Source organism: Streptomyces sp. NBC_01255 (assembly GCF_036226445.1).
Taxonomy (GTDB): Bacteria; Actinomycetota; Actinomycetes; order Streptomycetales; family Streptomycetaceae; genus Streptomyces.
This window is the reverse complement of sequence record NZ_CP108474.1, coordinates 3,030,789-3,049,409: the sequence shown is the minus strand read 5'-3', so window position 1 is coordinate 3,049,409 and position 18,621 is coordinate 3,030,789. Positions and strand designations below refer to the sequence as shown.

The following is an 18,621-nucleotide window of genomic DNA, read 5'->3' as shown; positions in this document are numbered from 1 at the left end:
CAGCGAGGAGCACGCCGTCGGGTTCCGGCCTTCCGGGCGGTCCTGTTCTCCTGAGGCAGGGTCACACGAGTGAAGCACAGAACGTGCGTAACTAAGAAAAGGGGGTGATATTGGGGCCTAAGTAAGATTCAGTACATACGGGAGGCACTCCATGCGCGGAGCCACGCACGCCAAGTGGGCCGCTCTGGCCACCGCAGTCGCCCTCGCGGCGACCGCTTGTGGCGGCGGCGACGACAGTGGTGGCGGAGGGGCCGACGGCATCGTGTCCTCATCGTGGGGAGACCCGCAGAACCCACTGGAACCCGCCAACACCAATGAGGTGCAGGGCGGCAAGGTCCTGTCCATGATCTTCCGGGGGCTCAAGCAGTACGACCCGAAGACCGGCGAGGCCAAGGACATGCTCGCCGAGAAGATCGATACCACCGACTCGACCAACTTCACCATCACGGTCAAGGACGGCTGGACCTTCTCCAACGGCGAGGCGGTCACCGCCAAGTCCTTCGTCGACGCCTGGAACTACGGCGCCCACCTGAAGAACAACCAGAAGAACGCCTACTTCTTCGGGCAGATCGAGGGATACGACCAGGTCCACCCCGAGAAGGGCGAACCGACGGCCGAGACCATGTCCGGCCTCAAGGTCACAGGCCCCCAGACCTTCACGGTCAAGCTCACCCAGAAGTTCTCCACCTGGCCCATCACCCTCGGCTACGCGGCCTTCGCGCCGCTCCCCAAGGCCTTCTTCGACGACCACGCGGCCTGGCTGTCGAAGCCGGTCGGCAACGGCCCGTACACCGTCGACTCGTACACCAAGGGCTCCGAGATGGCCCTCAAGCGCTGGGACGACTACCCCGGCGCCGACAAGGCCCAGAACGGCGGCATCACCCTCAAGGTCTACACCGACAACAACACCGCCTACACCGACCTGACGGCCGGAAACCTCGACCTCGTCGACGACATCCCCGCCGCTCAGCTCAAGAACGTCTCGGCCGACCTCGGCGACCGGTACATCAACGTCCCCGCCGGCATCATCCAGACCCTGTCCTTCCCGTTCTACGACCCGGCCTGGAACAAGCCCGGACAGGAGAAGCTCCGCCAGGGCCTCTCCATGGCGATCGACCGCGAACAGATCACGAACACGATCTTCCAGAAGACCCGCACCCCCGCCGTCGACTGGACCTCCCCGGTCCTCGGCGAGGAGGGCGGCTTCAAGGACATCTGCGGCGACTTCTGCAAGTACGACGCGGCCGAGGCGAAGAAGCTCGTCGCCGAGGGCGGCGGCATCCCCGGCGGCACCATGAAGATCTCGTACAACGCCGACACCGGCTCCCACAAGGAATGGGTCGACGCGGTCTGCAACTCCATCAACCGCGCCCTCGGCAACGACAAGGCCTGCGTCGGCAACCCGGTCGGCACCTTCGCCGACTACCGCAACCAGGTCACCTCGCAGAAGCTCACGGGTCCCTTCCGGGCCGGCTGGCAGATGGACTACCCGCTCATCCAGAACTTCCTCCAGCCGCTCTACTACACCAACGCCTCGTCCAACGACGGCAAGTGGACGGACCCCGAGTTCGACAAGCTGGTCAACCAGGCCAACGCCGAGACCGACATCGCCAAGGCCGTCGGACTCTTCCAGCAGGCCGAGGAAGTCCTCCGCGACGACATGGGCGCCATCCCGCTCTGGTACCAGAACGGCAGCGCCGGCTACTCGGATCGCGTCACCAACGTGACGCTGAACCCGTTCAGCGTCCCGGTCTACGACCAGATCAAGGTCAACTGACCTCGTAGCAGGTCGGAGGCGTACGGCCCGGCCCGCGGACCCCCGCGCCGGGCCGTACGCCTTCCTCACACCCCTACCCGGAGCCAACCCCCGGAGTCCCCCCATGGGTCGTTATGTGATCCGGCGACTGCTGCAGATGATCCCGGTCTTCTTCGGCGCGACGCTGCTGATCTTCCTGATGGTGAACGTGATGGGCGACCCCATCGCCGGTCTGTGCGGCGACCGCCAGTGCGACCCGGCGACCGCGGCGCAGCTCGAGAAGGAATTCGGACTCGACAAGCCGGTCTGGCAGCAATACCTGACCTACATGGGCAACGTCTTCACCGGCGACTTCGGCACGGCCTTCAACGGCCAGGAAGTCACCGAGCTGATGGCCAGCGCCTTCCCGGTCACCATTCGTCTCACCCTCGTCGCCATCTTCTTCGAGATCGTCATCGGCATCAGCCTCGGCGTCCTCACCGGCCTCAAGCGCGGCCGCCCCATCGACACCACCGTGCTGCTGCTGACCCTGGTCGTCATCTCCATCCCGACCTTCGTCACCGGCCTCCTCCTCCAGCTCCTCCTGGGCGTGAAGTGGGGCTGGATCAAGCCGGCCGTCTCCAGCGACGCCCCGCTGAACGAGCTGATCGTCCCGGGCCTCGTCCTCGCCTCGGTCTCCCTCGCGTACGTCACCCGGCTCACCCGGACCTCGATCGCCGAGAACAAGCGGGCCGACTACGTCCGCACCGCCGTCGCCAAGGGCCTGCCCCGCCACCGGGTCATCACCCGCCACCTGCTGCGCAACAGCCTCATCCCGGTGGTGACCTTCATCGGAACCGACATCGGCGCGCTCATGGGCGGAGCGATCGTCACCGAGCGGATCTTCAACATCCACGGTGTCGGCTACCAGCTCTACCAGGGCATCCTCCGCCAGAACACCCAGACCGTGGTCGGCTTCGTGACCGTCCTCGTCCTGGTCTTCCTGGTGGCGAACCTGCTCGTCGACCTCCTGTACGCCGTCCTTGACCCGAGGATCCGCTATGCCTGAGCAGCCTCAGCCGTTCGACGACGGCCGCGCGATCAACCACACCGGCGCCGGCGGCGGCACCGACCTCGCGATGGACGAGGGCGAGACGCTGGAGAAGACGCCCGGCGGTCCCGAGGGCACCGGACCCGACAAGAAACCCCGCTCCCTCTGGTCCGACGCCTGGATCGACCTGCGCCGCAACCCGATCTTCATCATCTCCGGCCTGATCATCATCTTCCTGGTGATCATCTCGATCTGGCCCCAGCTCATCGCCAGCGGCAACCCGCTCGACTGCGACCTCTCCAAGGCCCAGGAGGGCTCCCAGCCCGGCCACCCCTTCGGCTTCAACGGCCAGGGCTGCGACGTCTACACCCGTACCGTCTACGGAGCCAGGGCCTCCCTCCAGGTCGGCCTCTTCGCCACCCTCGGCGTGACCCTCCTCGGCTCCGTCCTCGGCGGACTCGCCGGCTTCTACGGCGGCGCCTGGGACGGCTTCCTCTCCCGTGTCACCGACGTCTTCTTCGCGATCCCCGTCATCCTCGGCGGCCTCGTCCTGCTCTCCGTCGTCAGCAGCAACACCGTCTGGCCCGTCATCGGCTTCATGGTGCTCCTCGGCTGGCCGCAGCTCTCCCGCATCGCCCGCGGCTCCGTCATCACCGCCAAGCAGAACGACTACGTCCAGGCCGCCCGCGCGCTCGGCGCCTCCAACAACCGGATGCTGCTCCGCCACATCGCGCCCAACGCCCTCGCGCCCGTCATCGTCGTCGCGACCATCGCCCTCGGCACGTACATCTCGCTGGAGGCGACGCTCTCCTTCCTCGGCGTCGGCCTCAAGCCCCCGACCGTCTCCTGGGGCATCGACATCTCCTCGGCCGCCCCCTACGTGCGCAACGCACCGCAGATGCTCCTCTGGCCCTCCGGCGCGCTCGCCATCACGGTGCTCGCCTTCATCATGCTCGGCGACGCCGTCCGCGACGCCCTCGACCCGAAGCTGAGGTAGGGACCCATGCTGCTCGAAGTGCGCGACCTGCACGTGGAGTTCCACACCCGCGACGGCGTGGCCAAGGCCGTCAACGGCGTCGACTACTCCGTCGACGCGGGGGAGACCCTCGCCGTCCTCGGCGAGTCCGGCTCCGGCAAGTCCGTCACCGCCCAGGCCGTCATGGGCATCCTCGACATCCCCCCGGGAAAGATCACCCAGGGCGAGATCCTCTTCCAGGGCCAGGACCTCCTGAAGCTCTCGGAGTCCGAGCGGCGCAAGATCCGCGGCGCCAAGATGGCGATGGTCTTCCAGGACGCGCTGTCCTCCCTCAACCCCGTCGTCAGCGTCGGCGACCAGCTCGGCGAGATGTTCCAGGTCCACAAGGGGATGTCGAGGAAGGACTCCAGGGCCAAGGCGGTCGAGCTGATGGACCGCGTCCGCATCCCCGCCGCCAAGGAACGCGTCGGCCAGTACCCCCACCAGTTCTCCGGCGGCATGCGCCAGCGCATCATGATCGCGATGGCGCTCGCCCTCGAACCCGAGCTGATCATCGCCGACGAGCCGACCACCGCCCTCGACGTGACCGTCCAGGCCCAGGTCATGGACCTCCTCGCCGAGCTCCAGCGCGAACTCAACATGGGCCTGATCCTCATCACCCACGACCTCGGCGTCGTCGCCGACGTCGCCGACAAGATCGCGGTCATGTACGCGGGCCGGATCGTCGAACAGGCCCCCGTCCACGAGATCTACAAGGCCCCCGCCCACCCCTACACCAAGGGCCTCCTCGAATCGATCCCGCGCCTGGACCAGAAGGGCCAGGAGCTGTACGCGATCAAGGGCCTGCCACCCAACCTCCTGAACATCCCGCCCGGCTGCGCCTTCAACCCCCGCTGCCCCATGGCCCAGGACATCTGCCGGACCGACGTACCCCCGCTGTACGACGTGACCGAGTCCCCGGTGCCCCGCGCCAGCGCCTGCCACTTCTGGAAGGAGTGCCTCCATGGCTGAGGCGATTCTCGAAGTCCGGGACCTCCACAAGCACTACCCGCTGACCCAGGGCATCCTCTTCAAGAAGCAGGTCGGCGCGGTCAAGGCCGTCGACGGCGTCGACTTCGACCTCGCCGCCGGCGAGACACTCGGCATCGTCGGCGAGTCCGGCTGCGGCAAGTCGACCGTCGCGAAGATGCTGGTCAACCTGGAGCGGCCGACGTCCGGATCGATCCGCTACAAGGGCGACGACATCACCAAGCTGTCCCCCCGCGCCCTCAAGGCCGTCCGCCGCAACATCCAGATGGTCTTCCAGGACCCGTACACCTCGCTCAACCCGCGCATGACGGTCGGCGACATCATCGGCGAGCCGTACGAGATCCACCCCGAGGTCGCCCCCAAGGGCTCCCGCCGCCAGAAGGTCCAGGACCTCCTGGACGTCGTCGGCCTCAACCCCGAGTACATCAACCGCTACCCGCACCAGTTCTCCGGTGGCCAGCGCCAGCGCATCGGCATCGCCCGCGGTCTCGCGCTCCAGCCCGAGATCATCGTGGCCGACGAACCGGTCTCCGCCCTCGACGTCTCCGTCCAGGCGCAGGTCGTCAACCTCCTGGAGAACCTCCAGTCCGAGTTCTCCCTCTCGTACGTCTTCATCGCGCACGACCTGTCGATCGTGCGGCACATCTCCAACCGGGTCGGCGTCATGTACCTCGGCCGGATCGTCGAGATCGGCAGCGACGCCCAGATCTACGACCACCCGACCCACCCGTACACACAGGCCCTGCTCTCGGCCGTCCCCGTCCCGGACCCGGAGGCGCGCGCCCACCGCGAGCGCATCATCCTCACCGGCGACGTCCCCTCCCCGGCCAACATCCCCTCGGGCTGCCGCTTCCGCACCCGCTGCTGGAAGGCCCAGGAACGCTGCACGCTGGAAGTCCCCCTCCTCGCCGTCCCGGCGGTCTTCCGCCTCACGGACAGCCCGGCGAAGCACGACTCGGCCTGCCACTTCGCGGAGGAGAAGCAGGTGGTGCCACCGGAGAGCGGCAACGGCGGGGAGGACGGGGAAGCGAACGGCGGGGAAGAACCCAAGTCGCTTTAACCCGCAGGCAACTCGACCGACGCGGGTCCGATATACGGACACGTCAGGATCGTCCACGTACGGCCGTGCGGGTGCCGTGAGCCGGTCAGGGGCGCGCCATGTCGCCCCTGACCGGCTTTTCACGTCCCCCTCGTCACCCCAGCCCATGCGGAACCGCTTGTTTCGGTGGGTCGCGACCGTGAGTATCGGGTCCGTGACTGTGACACGACCGGCACGTCTCACGGGCGCCGCGCTCTGCGCCGCGCTCGCCCTCTTAGCCGCCGTGTGGATCCTCAAGGACGTCGCCGTGGCCGGCTCGCCCGCCGACCTCGCCCTGTCCTGGACCGGGGACCACCTCTTCCTGGCGAGGGGACGGACCGCCACGTCGTCCGTCGACCCCCTGCTCCTCGCCGTCTACGCCGCCACCGCCGTCGCCGCCCTGCGCTCCCGCCACGCGGCCTCCGCGCTCGCCGCCGCCGGCGCCGTCACCCTCGCCCTGCGCCTGCCCGGCCTCTGGGCGCCCGGCAGCGGCGCGCTCGTCACCGCCCTCCTCGAACTCGCCCTCGCCACCGGCCTCGTCGTCACCGCCGCCGCGGGCCGCCGCCGGGCCGAAGGACCGCACGAGCACCTCCCCACCCGCCCCCGCACGGGCCCGGCCGTCGTCGCCGGGGTCCTCCTCGCGTTCGGCGCCCTCACCGTCGTCCTGTGGGAGGCGTACTGGGCCGTCGAACTGCCCCTGGAGATCACCGTCGACCGGTTCCTCGGCGGCCGGTCCCTCGTCATCCCGGCCCTCGCGCCCCCGCCCGGCTGGCTCGCGGTGATCCTCGTCGCGCTGTACGGGACCGCCGCCGTCTCCGCCTTCGCCCGCGCCCGCCACACCCGGGCCGTCGGGCTGCTCGCCGGGGCGTTCCTGGCGGCCGACGGCCTCGTCGAGTTCGTACGGGTCGTCAGGCTCGACCTGCTCACGCACCTCATGGACCTCCCCACCGTCCAGCAGGCACACGTCCTCAGCTCCGTCATCGGGCTGCTCGGCGGCATCGCGGTGCTCGTCCTCCTGGCCGGGCGCGGCGCCCCGGCCGCCGCGCCCGTCTCCTACGGCCCGTACGGCTCGTACGGACCGCCCCCGGCCCCGCCGTACCCGCCGCCGCCCCACTGGTGACTCACCCGACGAGGCCGAGCGACCTCCTCAGGAAGTCCACCTGGAGCAGGAGCAGGTTCTCCGCCACCTGCTCCTGCGGCGTCATGTGCGTGACCCCGGACAGCGGCAGCACCTCGTGCGGCCGGCCCGCCGCGAGCAGGGCCGAGGAGAGCCGCAGCGCGTGCGCGAACACCACGTTGTCGTCGGCGAGACCGTGCACGACCATCATCGGCCGCGCGGGCTCCTCCGGCGCCGTCAGGCCGTCGTCGGTGAGCAGCGACTGCGCCGCGTACACCTCCGGATCGTCCTGCGGGGTGCCGAGGTACCGCTCCGTGTAGTGCGTGTCGTACAGCCGCCAGTCCGTCACCGGCGCCCCGACGACGGCCGCGTGGAAGACGTCCGGCCGCTGGAGCACCGCCCGGGCGGCGAGGTAGCCGCCGTAGGACCAGCCGCGGATCGCCACCCGCCCCAGGTCCAGCGGGAAGCTCCCGGCCAGCGCGTGCAGCGCGTCCACCTGGTCGTCGAGCGTCGGCGTCAGATCGCGCAGGATCGCCTTCTCCCAGGCGGGGGAGCGGCCCGGCATGCCGCGCCCGTCCGCGACGATCACCGCGAAGCCCTGGTCGGCGAACCACTGGGACGTCAGATACGGGTTGTGCGCGGCCAGCACGCGCTGCCCGTGCGGACCGCCGTACGGATCCATGAGCACCGGAAGCGGCCCGTCCTTCTCCGCGTACCCCGTGGGCAGCAGCACCGCGCACGGGATCCGCCGGTGCCCCGCCTCCATGAGCCGAACCCCCGCGGAGATCATCGGATCCTGCGCGTACGAGCCCACCACCGCGACCTCCCGGCCGTCCCGCAGCACCCGCGCCACACTCCCGGGCGCGCCCGGCCGCGCCGAGACGAGGACCGTCACCGGCCCCGAGCGCACGGCCCCGTGCACCCCGGCGCCCTCGGAGAGCCGCTCCGGCCCCCGGTCGGTCACCCGGTACACATGGATCTCGCCGGTCTCCGGCGCCGCGGCCGCCTCACCCGCCGAAGCCGATACGAGGACGTCGTCCTCCCCGAACCCGAGCACCGCCCTGACGTGCAGCGCCCCGTCCGTGAGGAGCCGCTCCCCGACGGCGAGGGCCCGGGCCCCGCTCTCGTCCGTGACACGGACGAGCCGCCCGTCCGGAGCCCACGCCGGCACCCCCGGCAACAGCTCCAGCCACGCCGGGTCCTCCTCCGCCCGCACGGTCGAGGTCGTCCCGGACTCCGTGTCCACCGCCAGGTTCAGCCCGGCCCGCTGGTCCCGCGTCTGGACGAGCAGCAGCGGCGCCCCGGCCGCCGACCAGTGCACGCGCGCGAGGTACGGATACCGCTCCCGGTCCCACACCACCTCCGTACGCGCCCCGTCGAGGCCCACGAGGAAGAGCCGCACCTCCGCGTTGTCCGTTCCCGCCGCCGGGTACCCGACCTCCTGCGGCGCCCGCCCGGGATGCGCCGGATCGGCGATCCACCAGCGGCGTACGGCCCGGTCGTCCGCACGGGCGACCAGCAGCCGGTCGGAATCGGGGGACCACCAGTAACCGCGGTCCCGGCCCATCTCCTCGGAGGCGATGAATTCGGCCAATCCGTAGGAGACGTGCCCGTCCTCCGGCACGGCGACCTCCCGATCACCGGAACCATCCGCTCCGACCACCCGCAGCGCACCCTCCGCCACATACGCGACGAGCCGCCCGTCCGGCGAGGGACGGGGGTCGATCACCGGCCCGGGCACCGGCAGCTCCCGCGCCGTCCCCGCCCGCAGCTCCGCCGTGAACAGCCGTCCCGACAGGGCGAACGCCGCCAGCTCCACGGCAGAGTCCACCGCGTACGCCACGATTCCGCCGGAGCCCTCCCGGCTCCGCTCCCGGCGCGCCCGCTCCTCCGGCGACAGCTCCTCCGCCGCACCCGCGAGCAGCGCATCGGGATCGGCGGCCACCCGCTCCACCGGTGCGCCCTCCGCCGGCAGGTCGAGGACCCACAGCTTGTGCGAACGGTCGGTCCCGGAAGCGGATCTGACGAACACGACGCGCTCCCCGCCGGGAGAGACCGAGAAACCGCGCGGAACGCCCAGCGTGAACCGCTGGGTCCGGGCGTGCAGGCGGGGGAAGGAGAGCGCGGCCCGGGGCGCGGCCGACGGCTCTGGGGACGGCTGCGGTGACGGCTGTCGAGTCGAGGTCATGCGGCTGAAACTAGTGCCGTGCGCCCCCCTCGTGCCTCCGTCCGCCGATCGATGCGATGGCACGGATAGTTATGATCCGTAGCGCTAGGTGGGTATGTACCCGACTGGCACATGCTCCCTGCCCGAACCGCTCGAATATCCGACCGAAGAAGTGTGGAGGTGGACCGCCGTGGCACTCTCGATTTCGGTGGTGGTGCTGCTGGCGATCGTCGTCTTCCTGCTGGTCCGGAAATCCGGGCTGAAGGCGGGACACGCGGCGATCTGTGCGCTCCTGGGCTTCTACCTGGCGAGCTCGTCCATCGCCCCGTCCATCAGCACGCTGACCACCAACGTGGCGAGCATGATCGGCGGCCTCAAGTTCTGACCCCTTCGTAGCGGGAAGGGTCTCGCGGGGAGGGGTCTCGTAGGGTGGGGCCATGACCGATCTCCCCGCCCGTCGTCTGCTCCTCGTGCACGCGCACCCGGACGACGAGTCGATCAACAACGGCGCCACCATGGCCAGGTACGCGGCCGAGGGCGCCCTTGTCACCCTGGTCACCTGCACGCTCGGCGAGGAGGGCGAGGTCATCCCGCCCGGGCTCGCCCACCTGGCACCCGACCGGGAGGACCGGCTCGGCCCGCACCGCGTCGGCGAACTCGCCGCCGCGATGACCGAGCTGGGCGTCACCGACCACCGCTTCCTCGGCGGCCCCGGCCGCTTCCGCGACTCCGGAATGATGGGCGCCGAGCAGAACAAGCGCGAGAACGCGTTCTGGAACACCGACGTCGACACCGCCGCCCCCCACCTCGTCGAGGTCATCCGCGAGACCCGCCCACAGGTCCTCGTCACCTACGACCCCGACGGCGGCTACGGCCACCCCGACCACATCCAGGCCCACCGGGTCGCCATGCGCGCCGCCGAACTCGCCGCCGACCCCGCGTACCGCCCCGACCTCGGACCCGCCCACACGATCGCCAAGATCTACTGGAACCGCGTCCCCCGCCCGGTCGCCGAGGCCGGATTCGCCCGGCTGCGCGCCGAGGGCTCCGCCTTCCCCGCCGTCGCCGCCATCGACGACGTCCCCGGGGTCGTCGACGAGGACCGGATCACCACCGCGATCGACGCGGGCCCGGAGCACACGGCCCGCAAGACCGCAGCGATGGCCGCCCACGCCACCCAAGTCGCGGTCGACGGCCCGTTCTTCGCCCTCTCCAACGACCTCGGCCAGCCGATCTTCACCACCGAGTACTACGAGTTGGTCCAGGGCACCCCGGGCGCCCCCGCCGGCGTCCGCGAGACGGACCTCTTCGCGGGGGTGACCGCGTGAGCGCCGCCGCCTCCCGGGCCTCCTCGGGCGCCTCCTCCCGGACCCCCGCCCCCGCCCCGGCCCCCCTCCCGACCTCCCGCGGCGCCCGCTACGCCTGGTACGGCGCCCTGGTCGTCCTCGGAGCCCTCGTCGGGACCGCCGGAGCCCTCGTCCAAGCCGCCTGGTTCCCCGGCGGCTTGCTGCTCGCACTCCTCGCCAGCGCCGCCGTCTTCTACGGAGGGCTCCGCGCCACCGGCACCCAGGTCGGCGTCGTCGCCGCCGGCGCCGGCTGGCTCGTCGCCGTCATCCTGCTCAGCTTCGGACGCCCGGAGGGCGACGGGGCGTTCGGCGGAGGACCCGGAGAGCTGCTGTTCCTCTTCGGCGGCATGGCGGTCGCTGTGATGTGCGCCACGCTGTCCCGGCTCCCGCGACCGACCCGGTGAACAGGACGACTTGATACCGGGGACGCCCCGACTTCGGCCGGATTGCCCGTCGTCCGTCACCCAGGGGTCGGGTATGGAGCGGCGCTGCCCAGTATGGTGGTGCGCGCCGCCGAACCGCCCGGGTTACACGAGCCTCAGCAAGAGCGGGCGGTGGAGCCAACCGGGAGATCCTGCTTTGAGTCGTGAAACTGGTCGAGAGACTGACAGTTCGTCCTCCGGCGCCCAGGGGCGCGGTGGAGCCGCGTACCCCTCGGGTACACCGCCGTACGGATCCCGCCAGTATCCGTCGCTCCACCCCTCGCAGGACGCGCCGGAGGAGACCCCCGTCGCGCCCGCACCGCCGGAGGAGCCCAAGACCGAGACGACGCTGACGACCCGGATCCGGATCAACATCCCGGGTTCGCGTCCGATCCCGCCGGTCGTGGTCCGTACGCCGGTCGCCGAGGCGCCCGCTGCGGAGAAGGAACCGGAGCCGACACCCGCGCCCGCACCCGCGCCCGTCGCGGAGCCGGCGCCGGTGCCCGAGCCGGTCGCGGCTCCGGAGCCCGTGAGCGCCGAGGGGGCGCCCAAGGGGAAGGAGACGAGCGACTGGTTCGCCCCGCGCAAGGCGTCGCCGGCCCCCGCCCCGACCCAGGCCCCGACGCCCGCTCCGGCGGCGCCCGGCCCGCTCACCGCGGCGCCCGACGCCCCCGGCACGGGCTTCGCGGGCTCCGCGACCTCCGGCGTCCCGACGGTCGGCACGACCCCGTCGAGCCGCCCGGTGGCGACCCCGGGCGCCGGCAACCCGCTGTACGACGTCGGCACCCCGGCGGGCGGCACGCCCCGGTACGAGGGGACTCCGGGGTACGACACCACGCCGATGTACGACGGCACACCGTCGGGCGGGACGCCCGCGTACGACGGAACCCCGGCGGCGGGCACGCCGATGTACGACGGCACGCCGGCCGCCGGCACGCCCAGGTACGACGGCACGCCCTCGGGCGGCACCCCCGCGTACCGCGGCCCGGCCGCGGGCCCGACCGGTCCCACCACCGGCCCGGTCACCGGCACCGCCTCGCTCGGCGGCCCGGCACCGACCGCGCCGTTCCCCGGCGCGCCCGCCCCCCGTATGCAGGGCGGCGCCCCGCGCATGTCCGACGACACCGCGATCCTGACCCCGCAGCCGCCCGCCCCGAAGCCCGCCCAGGGCCAGGGTCCGGGACCGATGCGCCCGCAGGCGCCCGGCCAGGGCATGCCGGCCGGCGCCAGCGGTGGCCACGTCTCCGGCGACACCCTCACCAGCGGCATCCCGGTCGTCCCGCCGTCGGCGGCCCGCCCGAACCTCACTCCGCGCATCGAGGCGACCCCCGCCCCGGCCCCCGCGCCCGCCGCTCCCCGCCCCGCCCCGGCGCCGAGCCGCGCCCAGGCGAAGAAGGGCCGCTCCAAGCTGGTCCTCGTCGCCGCGGGTCTCGTCGGCCTCGCGGGCGTCGCCTACGGCGCAGGACTGCTCCTCAACCACTCCGACGTCCCCAAGGGCACCACGGTGCTCGGCGTGGACATCGGCGGCGGTACGAAGGAGGAGGCCGTCAACAAGCTGGAGGCCGCGCTCGGCAAGCGCGCCGGCACGCCGCTCCAGCTCAGCGTCGGCGGCAAGAAGGTCCAGATGCCGCCCGAGAAGGCGGGCCTGGCCCTCGACAGCCAGGAGACCGTCCGCGGGGCCGCCGGCAGCGACTACAACCCGGTCTCCGTCATCGGCTCCCTCTTCGGCGGCGAGCGGATCGCCAAGCCGGTCTTCCCGGTCGACGAGGAGAAGCTCGCCGTCGCCCTGCGGGACCTGGCGGGCGCCTCCGCCTCCGCGACCGAGGCGACGATCCGCTTCGCGCCGAACAAGGTCACCCCCATCGAGGGCAAGCCCGGCGCCGGCATGGACGTCCACCGCTCGATGATCTCCGTCAGGGACGCCTTCCGCGCCCAGGTCGAGACGGGCCAGAACAAGGTCGTCGAACTCCCGGTCACCACGCTCCGTCCGACGGTCACCAAGGCCGAGCTGGACCGGGCGATGAAGGAGTTCGCCGAGCCCGCCATGTCCGACCGGATCACGATCGTCGCGGGCGGCAAGGAGATCCAGTTCGGCCCGGCGCGGTCGCTGCCGCAGATCCTCTCCATGAAGGCCATCGACGGCCGTCTGGTCGAGGTCTACGACAAGAAGGCGATCGAGCGGCTCCTCGACGGCGCCTTCGACGGGATCATGATCACCAAGGGCGACGGCACCAAGCACGAGGTCTCCGCCGACGACGTGGCCTTCGTGATGCGCGACGCCCTGATGGGCAAGACGAAGGCCGAACGCACGAAGGTCATCGACCTGAGCGGCAACGGCTGACCCCCGAGCCGTACGAGGCGCCCCGCGTTCCCGCACCCCCGTCCGACGACCGTCGGACGGGGGTGTCACGCGTCCGGACCGGCCGGTATTCGATCGACACCCTGAGGCCGGTCGGGTTGACTGGACGGCATGCCAGAGCTGCGTACGGACCGTCTTCTGCTCCGCCGTTGGCGGGAGTCCGACCTCGAACCGTGGGCGGAGATGAACGCCGATCCCGAGGTCCGCAGGTACCTGGGTGAGCCGCTGACGCGGGAGCAGAGCGATGCCGTCGTGGCGGGGATGCGGGCCGCGTTCGACGAGCGTGGCTTCGGGTGGTGGGCTCTGGAGGTACGGGAGACCGGCGAGTTCGTCGGCCGCGTCGGCTTGGACGTGATCGGCGAGGACATGCCGTTCCCGGGCGTGGACATCGGCTGGCGGCTGGTGCGCTCGGCGTGGGGGCACGGTTACGCGACCGAGGCGGCCGTGGCCTGCCTGGCTTTCGGATTCGAGACGCTCGGGCTGCGGGAAGTGCTGGCATCGACGACCGTCGACAACGTTCGTTCGCAGGCGGTGATGCGCCGGATCGGCATGACCCGCGACCCGGCAGACGACTTCGAGGACCCGAGCGTCCCCGAAGGCCCACTCCGCCGCTGTGTGCTGTACAGGGCGACGCCGCACCGGGGGTGAGGGCGGGGTTCTGGGGGTGAACGGTTCTTGAGACCTTCTGGTGGGACCGCCCTCTTTCCGAGAGTCGCAGCTTCCACCGCCGCGTCAAGGGCGCCTTCGGCGTCGCGATGCGATGGCCTGCGGCCACCCTTGACCCGGCGCCGGAAGCTGCGCAAAGACTCTCGGAGGGCGGTCCGGGGGCCGGGGTCACGCGGGGGCCTCGGGCAGCGGCCGGGGCCGGAGGGCGTGTGGCAGGCCGGTGGGGTGGGGCTTGGTTAGCGGCTTGGCCGGGTGAGTCCCCTCGGGTCGGTTCGGGGTGCGCGGCCGTCGAATGGGGCAGTCGGGCTTGGCTTAGCGGCGGACCGCCGTCGCCCGGCTTGGATTCAGGCCCGGCTGGTCACTCCCGGCGGGTGGAGAGGTGACTAACGTGCGGCTACTCCGAGTAACAGCCCCCGGGATAACCCCCAAAGGGGGCGCATCGGCCTTATCGGTCGAAGAAAGTGCACCAATGTCTCGCCGCCTGCCCCCCGACCCCGACCATCCAGGACCACCGGCCGCGACCCACCGTCCACGGCCCACCCCCAGCGCCCCCGCCACCTGCCCGGGTTTCTCAGGCGCGTGGTACCGCTGCGAATGCCGATTGCGCGATGTTCTTCGCCTCCTGTTCGCACGTCTCCGCCGGGTGGGGCTTGCCGCCCAGGGAGACGTAGACAACCAGGTTTCCCTTGCGGGCGTAGAGCGTGCAGGTCGTCTGGCTGTTGCTCGGGGCGCTCCAGAAGGCCTCGTCGGCGAAGGGGAGGCCCGTCTCGGGGCGTTCGCCCTCCGCGTCGTCCGCGAACTCGCTCTTCTGGCGTTCCGTGGCGTTCTCGTCGGTGCCCGCGCTGCGGCGCAGGTCCCACCGGACGACGGCGTGGGAGTAGTAGTTCCAGCCGTCCGCCTGCGGCTCGTCCTTGTTGTTCCAGGAGCAGCTGGTCGTCGCCGAATCCGAGTACTCGGTGTACGCGTCCTGGTCCGGCCGTCGTTCCGGGAGCGGGAGCTTCCGTGCCACCTCGGCGCAGATCGGCATCGTCAGGTACAGGTCCGGCGGGCCCGCCCCCAGCCCTCCGTCCTTCAGCGACCACCAGGCTCCCGCACCGAGGACGCAGAGAGCGACGGCGGTGGCGACGAGGAGCGGGCCGCGCCTCCGGCGGCGGACGGGGGCGGCGGCGAGCTGGGTGACCACGGCCGTGGGGGCCGCGGGGACCTGGTGGGGCGTGACGACCACCGTGCGTTCCGGGTCGTCGGCCGGGCGGCTGAGGAGGTGGTCGATGTTCCGTTGCTGGTCGTCGATCATCGCATGGACGGCGGGCGGCCACTGCCGGGCTACCGGGGCCGCCGGGCCCAGCGCGGCGAGGAGCTGCGGCGGGCTCGGGCGGGACTCCGGGTCCTTGGCCAGGCACCAGGCGAGGAGGCCGGCCAGCTCCGGCGGTACGGCGGTGAGGTCGGGTGCCGTGTGGACGACGTTGTAGAGCGACTGGAGGGTCGACGGGCCCGCGAACGGGCTCGCCCCGGTCGCCGCCATCGCCAGGACCGAGCCGAGCGAGAACACGTCGCTCGCCGGGGTGAGTTCCTTCCCCTCGGCCTGCTCGGGCGACATGAACGCGGGCGAGCCGACCACCAGGCCGGTCCCGGTCAGCTCGGTGACGTTCCCGGCCTCGGCGATCCGTGCGATGCCGAAGTCGATGACCCGGGCGCCGTCCCCCGAGAGCAGTACGTTCTCCGGCTTCAGGTCGCGGTGGATCAGCCCCGCGCGGTGGATCTCGTCCAGGGCCGTCGCCAGCTGTACGGCCAGGCGCCGTACCGTCTCGGCGGGCAGCGTGCCGGACCGTTCCACCGCCGCCCCGAGCGACGGGCCCGCGACGAACACGGAGGCCAGCCAGGGCACGGGCGCGTCCGCGTCGGCGGCCATCACGGCCGCCGTGCAGGCGCCGGACACCTTCCGCGAGGCGTCGACCTCGCGCCGGAACCGGGCGCGGAAGTCCTCGTCGTGGGCGAACCGGGCGTGCACCTGCTTCACGGCGGCGAGCCGCCCGTCGGGCGCGGCGCCGAGGTAGACGCGGCCCATGCCGCCACGGCCGAGTTCGGCGAGGAGCCGGTAGGGGCCGGCCTCGCGGGGGTCGGTGGGACGCAGGGGCCTCGTCACTGTGCCGCCGCCTTCTTCTTGATGAGCGCGGCGGCCTGCTTCGCGCTCTCCTCGGTCAGGGCCTCACACGTGCCCAGGGGGTAATTGGGGCCCTTCACCTGGACGAAGAGCTCCAGGTTGACGTCCCGGGCGTACAGCACGCAGTGGCCGTCGGGTTTGTACCAGAGGGCCTCCTCGACGAAGTCGAGCGTCGAGACCCGCTGGGTGGCGCCGCGTATGTACATGCCCTCGTAGCGCGCCTTCGCGCCTTCGGCGCCGGTGGGGCCGCCCGGCTTGCTGCGGTACAGGTCCCAGACCACGACGATCTGGTCGCCGGAGCGGGTGTTCCAGGTGCACTGGTTCGACGTGGCGCCGTCGTACTGGGTGTGCGGGGGCCCGCCGTCCTGGACCCGCTGCTGGGTGAACCCGGCCGGCACCTTCACCTTCGGGCGCAGTTCCTCGCAGGAGGGGATGGTCCCCGTGTACGTGTCGGCCACCTGGCTCAGCGGGACGTTCCCCGGCGTCGGGACGGGCTCGTCCACGAACGCGTAGTACACGTCGTCCGCCCAGCCGTTCACCGCGACCAGCGCCCCGGTGACCGTGAGGACCCCCGCGACGACGGCGGCGACCGTCCGGAGCCGGCGGCCCCGGCTCCGTACCCGGGGGAGGGGTGGCGCCGTGGGTGCGGGCGGCGTCGGCGCCGCGCTCACCAGCCGGGCGGTCTCCGCCGACTGGTCCGCGATCCGCCGGTGCACGGCCTCCGGCCAGGGCCGTGCCGACGGCGTCACCGGCCCGATGAGGGCGAGGACGTCCTGCGGGGAGGGGCGCGCCCCCGGGTCCTTGGCGAGGCACGCCGCGAGGAGGCCGCGCAGCCCCGGCGGTACGGCGCCGAGGTCGGGTTCCTCGTGGGCGATGCTGTACATCAGCGCGGGGGCCGAGGCGCCGCTGAACGGCGTCCTCCCCGTACAGGCCACGACCAGGGTGGCTCCGAGCGCGAAGACGTCGGCGGCGGGGGTCGGCGCCCCGCCCGTGATCTGCTCCGGCGCCATGAACGCGGGGGAGCCGATGAGCGCGCCCGTGTGCGTGAGTTTCGTCAGGTGGTCGCCCGCGCGGGCGATGCCGAAGTCGATCACGCGGACGCCGTCGTCGGTGAGCATCACGTTCGACGGCTTCAGGTCCCGGTGGACCAGGCCCACCCGGTGGATGTCGGCCAGTGCCTGGGCGAGGCCGGCGGCCAGCTGCCGTACCGCCTCTTCGGGCAGGAAGCCGTCGGCGAGGACGTCGCTCAGCGGGAGCCCGGGGAGGAAGAGCGAGGCGAGCCACGGTGTCGGGGCGTCCGGGTCGGCGTCGATCACCGGTGCCGTGTAGGCGCCGGACACCCGTCGGGAGGCGTCGACCTCGCGGCGGAACCGCGACCGGAAGCCCTCGTCGTCGGCCAGCTCGGCGTGCACCTGCTTGACGGCGACCAGGCTGCCGTTCGGCGCGACGCCGAGCAGGACCCGGCCCATGCCCCCCTGCCCGAGCACCGCGACCGTACGGAACGGCCCGACCTGTGTCGGGTCGTTCGGCGTCCATGGACGCATGTGATCATCCTCCCCCGTGAATGCGGGAAGGATCCTAGTAGGGGTGGGCGCCGATCACTCCGGAAACTCCGCGTGATCCACAAGACACCCACACGTGCGGTCAGTTCAGGCGGGCCCTCGCCGCCAGGGCCCTGCGGCGGATGGTCGTCGCCGACTCCGGGTCCACCGCGTCCATCACGCGCGCGTACGCCTCCATCTCCGCCGCGCCCGCGAGGAACTCGCCGCGCTGGACGAGCAGCTCCGCGCGCTCGTAGCGCAGCCGCGCCGGGTGGGAGGGCAGCAGCAGCGCGAGATCCACCGCCCACAGGCCCACGTCGGTGCGCTCGGGGCGGGGGGCCGCCCAGGCGCGGATGTTGTTGAGGACGCGCAGCACGATCGCGCCGGGCTCGGCCGGCCGGAGCATGGAACGGTCGAGGGCCTCGCCCGTCGCGCTCGCCACGAGCAGTTCCGCGTCCGCGCCCGTCAGGGGCCGGCCGCCGGAGAAGGGGTCGGCGAGGTTCAGGTCGGCGGGCTCGCCGAAGCCGACGACGAAGTGGCCGGGGAGCCCGAGTCCGTACACGGGGGCGCCGGCCCGGCGGGCGACCTCCATCCACACGACGGAGAGCAGGATCGGCAGGCCCCTGCGGCGGCGCAGCACCTCGTGCAGGAGCGAGGACTCCAGGCGCTGGTAGTCGGCGGGGACGCCCTCGAAGCCCTCGCGGTCGCCGAGGAGCGCGGCTAGCTCGGTGGCCCAGGCGCCGGTGGTGCGGGTGGCGTACGGGAGGAGTCCGGCGAGGCGGTCGAGTTCGATCTCGGCCTCGTCGATCACGTGCCGGGTGACGGTCGGGTCGGCCACCGCGCCGACGAGCAGACAGAGCCTGGCGAGATCGGGCCGCTCGGCCCGGGCCTCCTCCGCGAACTCCCGACGCCAGTCGGGCATGTCCTCCGGCGGTTCTTCGCCCGCCCGTTCGTCCGGTCCGTCGGACCCGGC

Annotated in this window: 15 protein-coding genes; 11 read left to right on the top strand and 4 right to left on the bottom strand. The window is 71.9% G+C overall.

Annotation, left to right across the window (positions count from 1 at the left end):
* Positions 1-151 precede the first annotated feature (151 nt).
* The 6 genes from OG357_RS13320 to OG357_RS13295 all read left to right on the top strand — a co-directional run bounded on the left by OG357_RS13320 (position 152) and on the right by OG357_RS13295 (position 6,989).
* On the top strand, positions 152-1,777 hold the full coding sequence (locus tag OG357_RS13320) for a peptide ABC transporter substrate-binding protein (RefSeq protein WP_329621337.1): 1,626 nt from the start codon (positions 152-154) through the stop codon (positions 1,775-1,777).
* A gap of 103 nt (positions 1,778-1,880) precedes the next feature.
* Positions 1,881-2,804, top strand: coding sequence for an ABC transporter permease (locus OG357_RS13315; RefSeq protein ID WP_317598801.1), 924 nt, complete (start codon positions 1,881-1,883; stop codon positions 2,802-2,804).
* A complete protein-coding gene (locus OG357_RS13310) occupies positions 2,797-3,783 on the top strand; it encodes an ABC transporter permease (RefSeq protein ID WP_329621336.1) in 987 nt (328 codons plus the stop codon). Before OG357_RS13315 ends, OG357_RS13310 begins: the two co-directional genes overlap by 8 nt.
* Positions 3,784-3,789: 6 nt before the next feature.
* The gene (locus tag OG357_RS13305) at positions 3,790-4,773 is read left to right on the top strand and encodes an ABC transporter ATP-binding protein (protein ID WP_329621335.1); all 984 of its coding nucleotides are present in this window, start codon (positions 3,790-3,792) and stop codon (positions 4,771-4,773) included.
* The gene (locus OG357_RS13300) at positions 4,766-5,851 is read left to right on the top strand and encodes an ABC transporter ATP-binding protein (RefSeq protein ID WP_329621334.1); all 1,086 of its coding nucleotides are present in this window, start codon (positions 4,766-4,768) and stop codon (positions 5,849-5,851) included. The genes OG357_RS13305 and OG357_RS13300 overlap by 8 nt, the downstream gene beginning before the upstream one ends.
* A 262-nt stretch (positions 5,852-6,113) precedes the next feature.
* Positions 6,114-6,989, top strand: a complete 876-nt coding sequence (locus OG357_RS13295) for a hypothetical protein (RefSeq protein WP_329621333.1) — start codon at positions 6,114-6,116, stop codon at positions 6,987-6,989.
* 1 nt (position 6,990) lies between these two features.
* Here the strand turns inward: OG357_RS13295 and OG357_RS13290 are convergent, their stop codons facing one another.
* Positions 6,991-9,174, bottom strand: coding sequence for a S9 family peptidase (locus tag OG357_RS13290; RefSeq protein WP_329621332.1), 2,184 nt, complete (start codon positions 9,172-9,174; stop codon positions 6,991-6,993).
* Between the two features lie 169 nt (positions 9,175-9,343).
* Between OG357_RS13290 and OG357_RS13285 the strand changes: the two genes are divergently transcribed.
* The 5 genes from OG357_RS13285 (at position 9,344) to OG357_RS13265 (ending at position 13,928) form a co-directional block, all read left to right on the top strand.
* Positions 9,344-9,538: a hypothetical protein gene (locus OG357_RS13285; RefSeq protein ID WP_317598810.1), complete on the top strand. Its 195-nt coding sequence runs from the start codon at positions 9,344-9,346 to the stop codon at positions 9,536-9,538.
* A gap of 52 nt (positions 9,539-9,590) precedes the next feature.
* Entirely contained in the window at positions 9,591-10,481 is an 891-nt protein-coding gene (gene mshB, locus OG357_RS13280; RefSeq protein ID WP_329621331.1) for an N-acetyl-1-D-myo-inositol-2-amino-2-deoxy-alpha-D-glucopyranoside deacetylase, read from the top strand.
* Complete coding sequence (locus tag OG357_RS13275) at positions 10,478-10,903, top strand: DUF6113 family protein (protein ID WP_329621330.1); 426 nt, start codon at positions 10,478-10,480, stop codon at positions 10,901-10,903. Before mshB ends, OG357_RS13275 begins: the two co-directional genes overlap by 4 nt.
* Positions 10,904-11,078: 175 nt before the next feature.
* Positions 11,079-13,262, top strand: a complete 2,184-nt coding sequence (locus OG357_RS13270; RefSeq protein ID WP_443066677.1) for a hypothetical protein — start codon at positions 11,079-11,081, stop codon at positions 13,260-13,262.
* A gap of 129 nt (positions 13,263-13,391) precedes the next feature.
* The gene (locus OG357_RS13265; protein ID WP_329621328.1) at positions 13,392-13,928 is read left to right on the top strand and encodes a GNAT family N-acetyltransferase; all 537 of its coding nucleotides are present in this window, start codon (positions 13,392-13,394) and stop codon (positions 13,926-13,928) included.
* A 589-nt stretch (positions 13,929-14,517) separates the two neighbouring features.
* On the opposite strand, the gene OG357_RS13260 is transcribed toward OG357_RS13265, so the two are convergent.
* The 3 genes from OG357_RS13260 to OG357_RS13250 all read right to left on the bottom strand — a co-directional run bounded on the left by OG357_RS13260 (position 14,518) and on the right by OG357_RS13250 (position 18,570).
* On the bottom strand, positions 14,518-16,089 hold the full coding sequence (locus OG357_RS13260; RefSeq protein WP_329621327.1) for a serine/threonine-protein kinase: 1,572 nt from the start codon (positions 16,087-16,089) through the stop codon (positions 14,518-14,520).
* Positions 16,086-17,651 (bottom strand): serine/threonine-protein kinase, encoded by a 1,566-nt coding sequence (locus OG357_RS13255; protein ID WP_329621326.1) that lies wholly within the window; start codon positions 17,649-17,651, stop codon positions 16,086-16,088. Before OG357_RS13255 ends, OG357_RS13260 begins: the two co-directional genes overlap by 4 nt.
* Positions 17,652-17,751: 100 nt before the next feature.
* Positions 17,752-18,570: a transglutaminase-like domain-containing protein gene (locus OG357_RS13250; RefSeq protein ID WP_329625582.1), complete on the bottom strand. Its 819-nt coding sequence runs from the start codon at positions 18,568-18,570 to the stop codon at positions 17,752-17,754.
* Positions 18,571-18,621: the final 51 nt, after the last annotated feature.

What these genes read in the sequence shown, in the direction of transcription:
- OG357_RS13320 (WP_329621337.1), top strand. Translation starts at nt 152, where the DNA reads ATGCGCGGAGCCACGCACGCCAAGTGGGCCGCTCTGGCCACCGCAGTC.
- OG357_RS13315 (WP_317598801.1), top strand. Translation starts at nt 1,881, where the DNA reads ATGGGTCGTTATGTGATCCGGCGACTGCTGCAGATGATCCCGGTCTTC.
- OG357_RS13310 (WP_329621336.1), top strand. Translation starts at nt 2,797, where the DNA reads ATGCCTGAGCAGCCTCAGCCGTTCGACGACGGCCGCGCGATCAACCAC.
- OG357_RS13305 (WP_329621335.1), top strand. Translation starts at nt 3,790, where the DNA reads ATGCTGCTCGAAGTGCGCGACCTGCACGTGGAGTTCCACACCCGCGAC.
- OG357_RS13300 (WP_329621334.1), top strand. Translation starts at nt 4,766, where the DNA reads ATGGCTGAGGCGATTCTCGAAGTCCGGGACCTCCACAAGCACTACCCG.
- OG357_RS13290 (WP_329621332.1), bottom strand. Translation starts at nt 9,174, where the DNA reads ATGACCTCGACTCGACAGCCGTCACCGCAGCCGTCCCCAGAGCCGTCG.
- mshB (WP_329621331.1), top strand. Translation starts at nt 9,591, where the DNA reads ATGACCGATCTCCCCGCCCGTCGTCTGCTCCTCGTGCACGCGCACCCG.
- OG357_RS13265 (WP_329621328.1), top strand. Translation starts at nt 13,392, where the DNA reads ATGCCAGAGCTGCGTACGGACCGTCTTCTGCTCCGCCGTTGGCGGGAG.
- OG357_RS13255 (WP_329621326.1), bottom strand. Translation starts at nt 17,651, where the DNA reads ATGCGTCCATGGACGCCGAACGACCCGACACAGGTCGGGCCGTTCCGT.
- OG357_RS13250 (WP_329625582.1), bottom strand. Translation starts at nt 18,570, where the DNA reads ATGCCCGACTGGCGTCGGGAGTTCGCGGAGGAGGCCCGGGCCGAGCGG.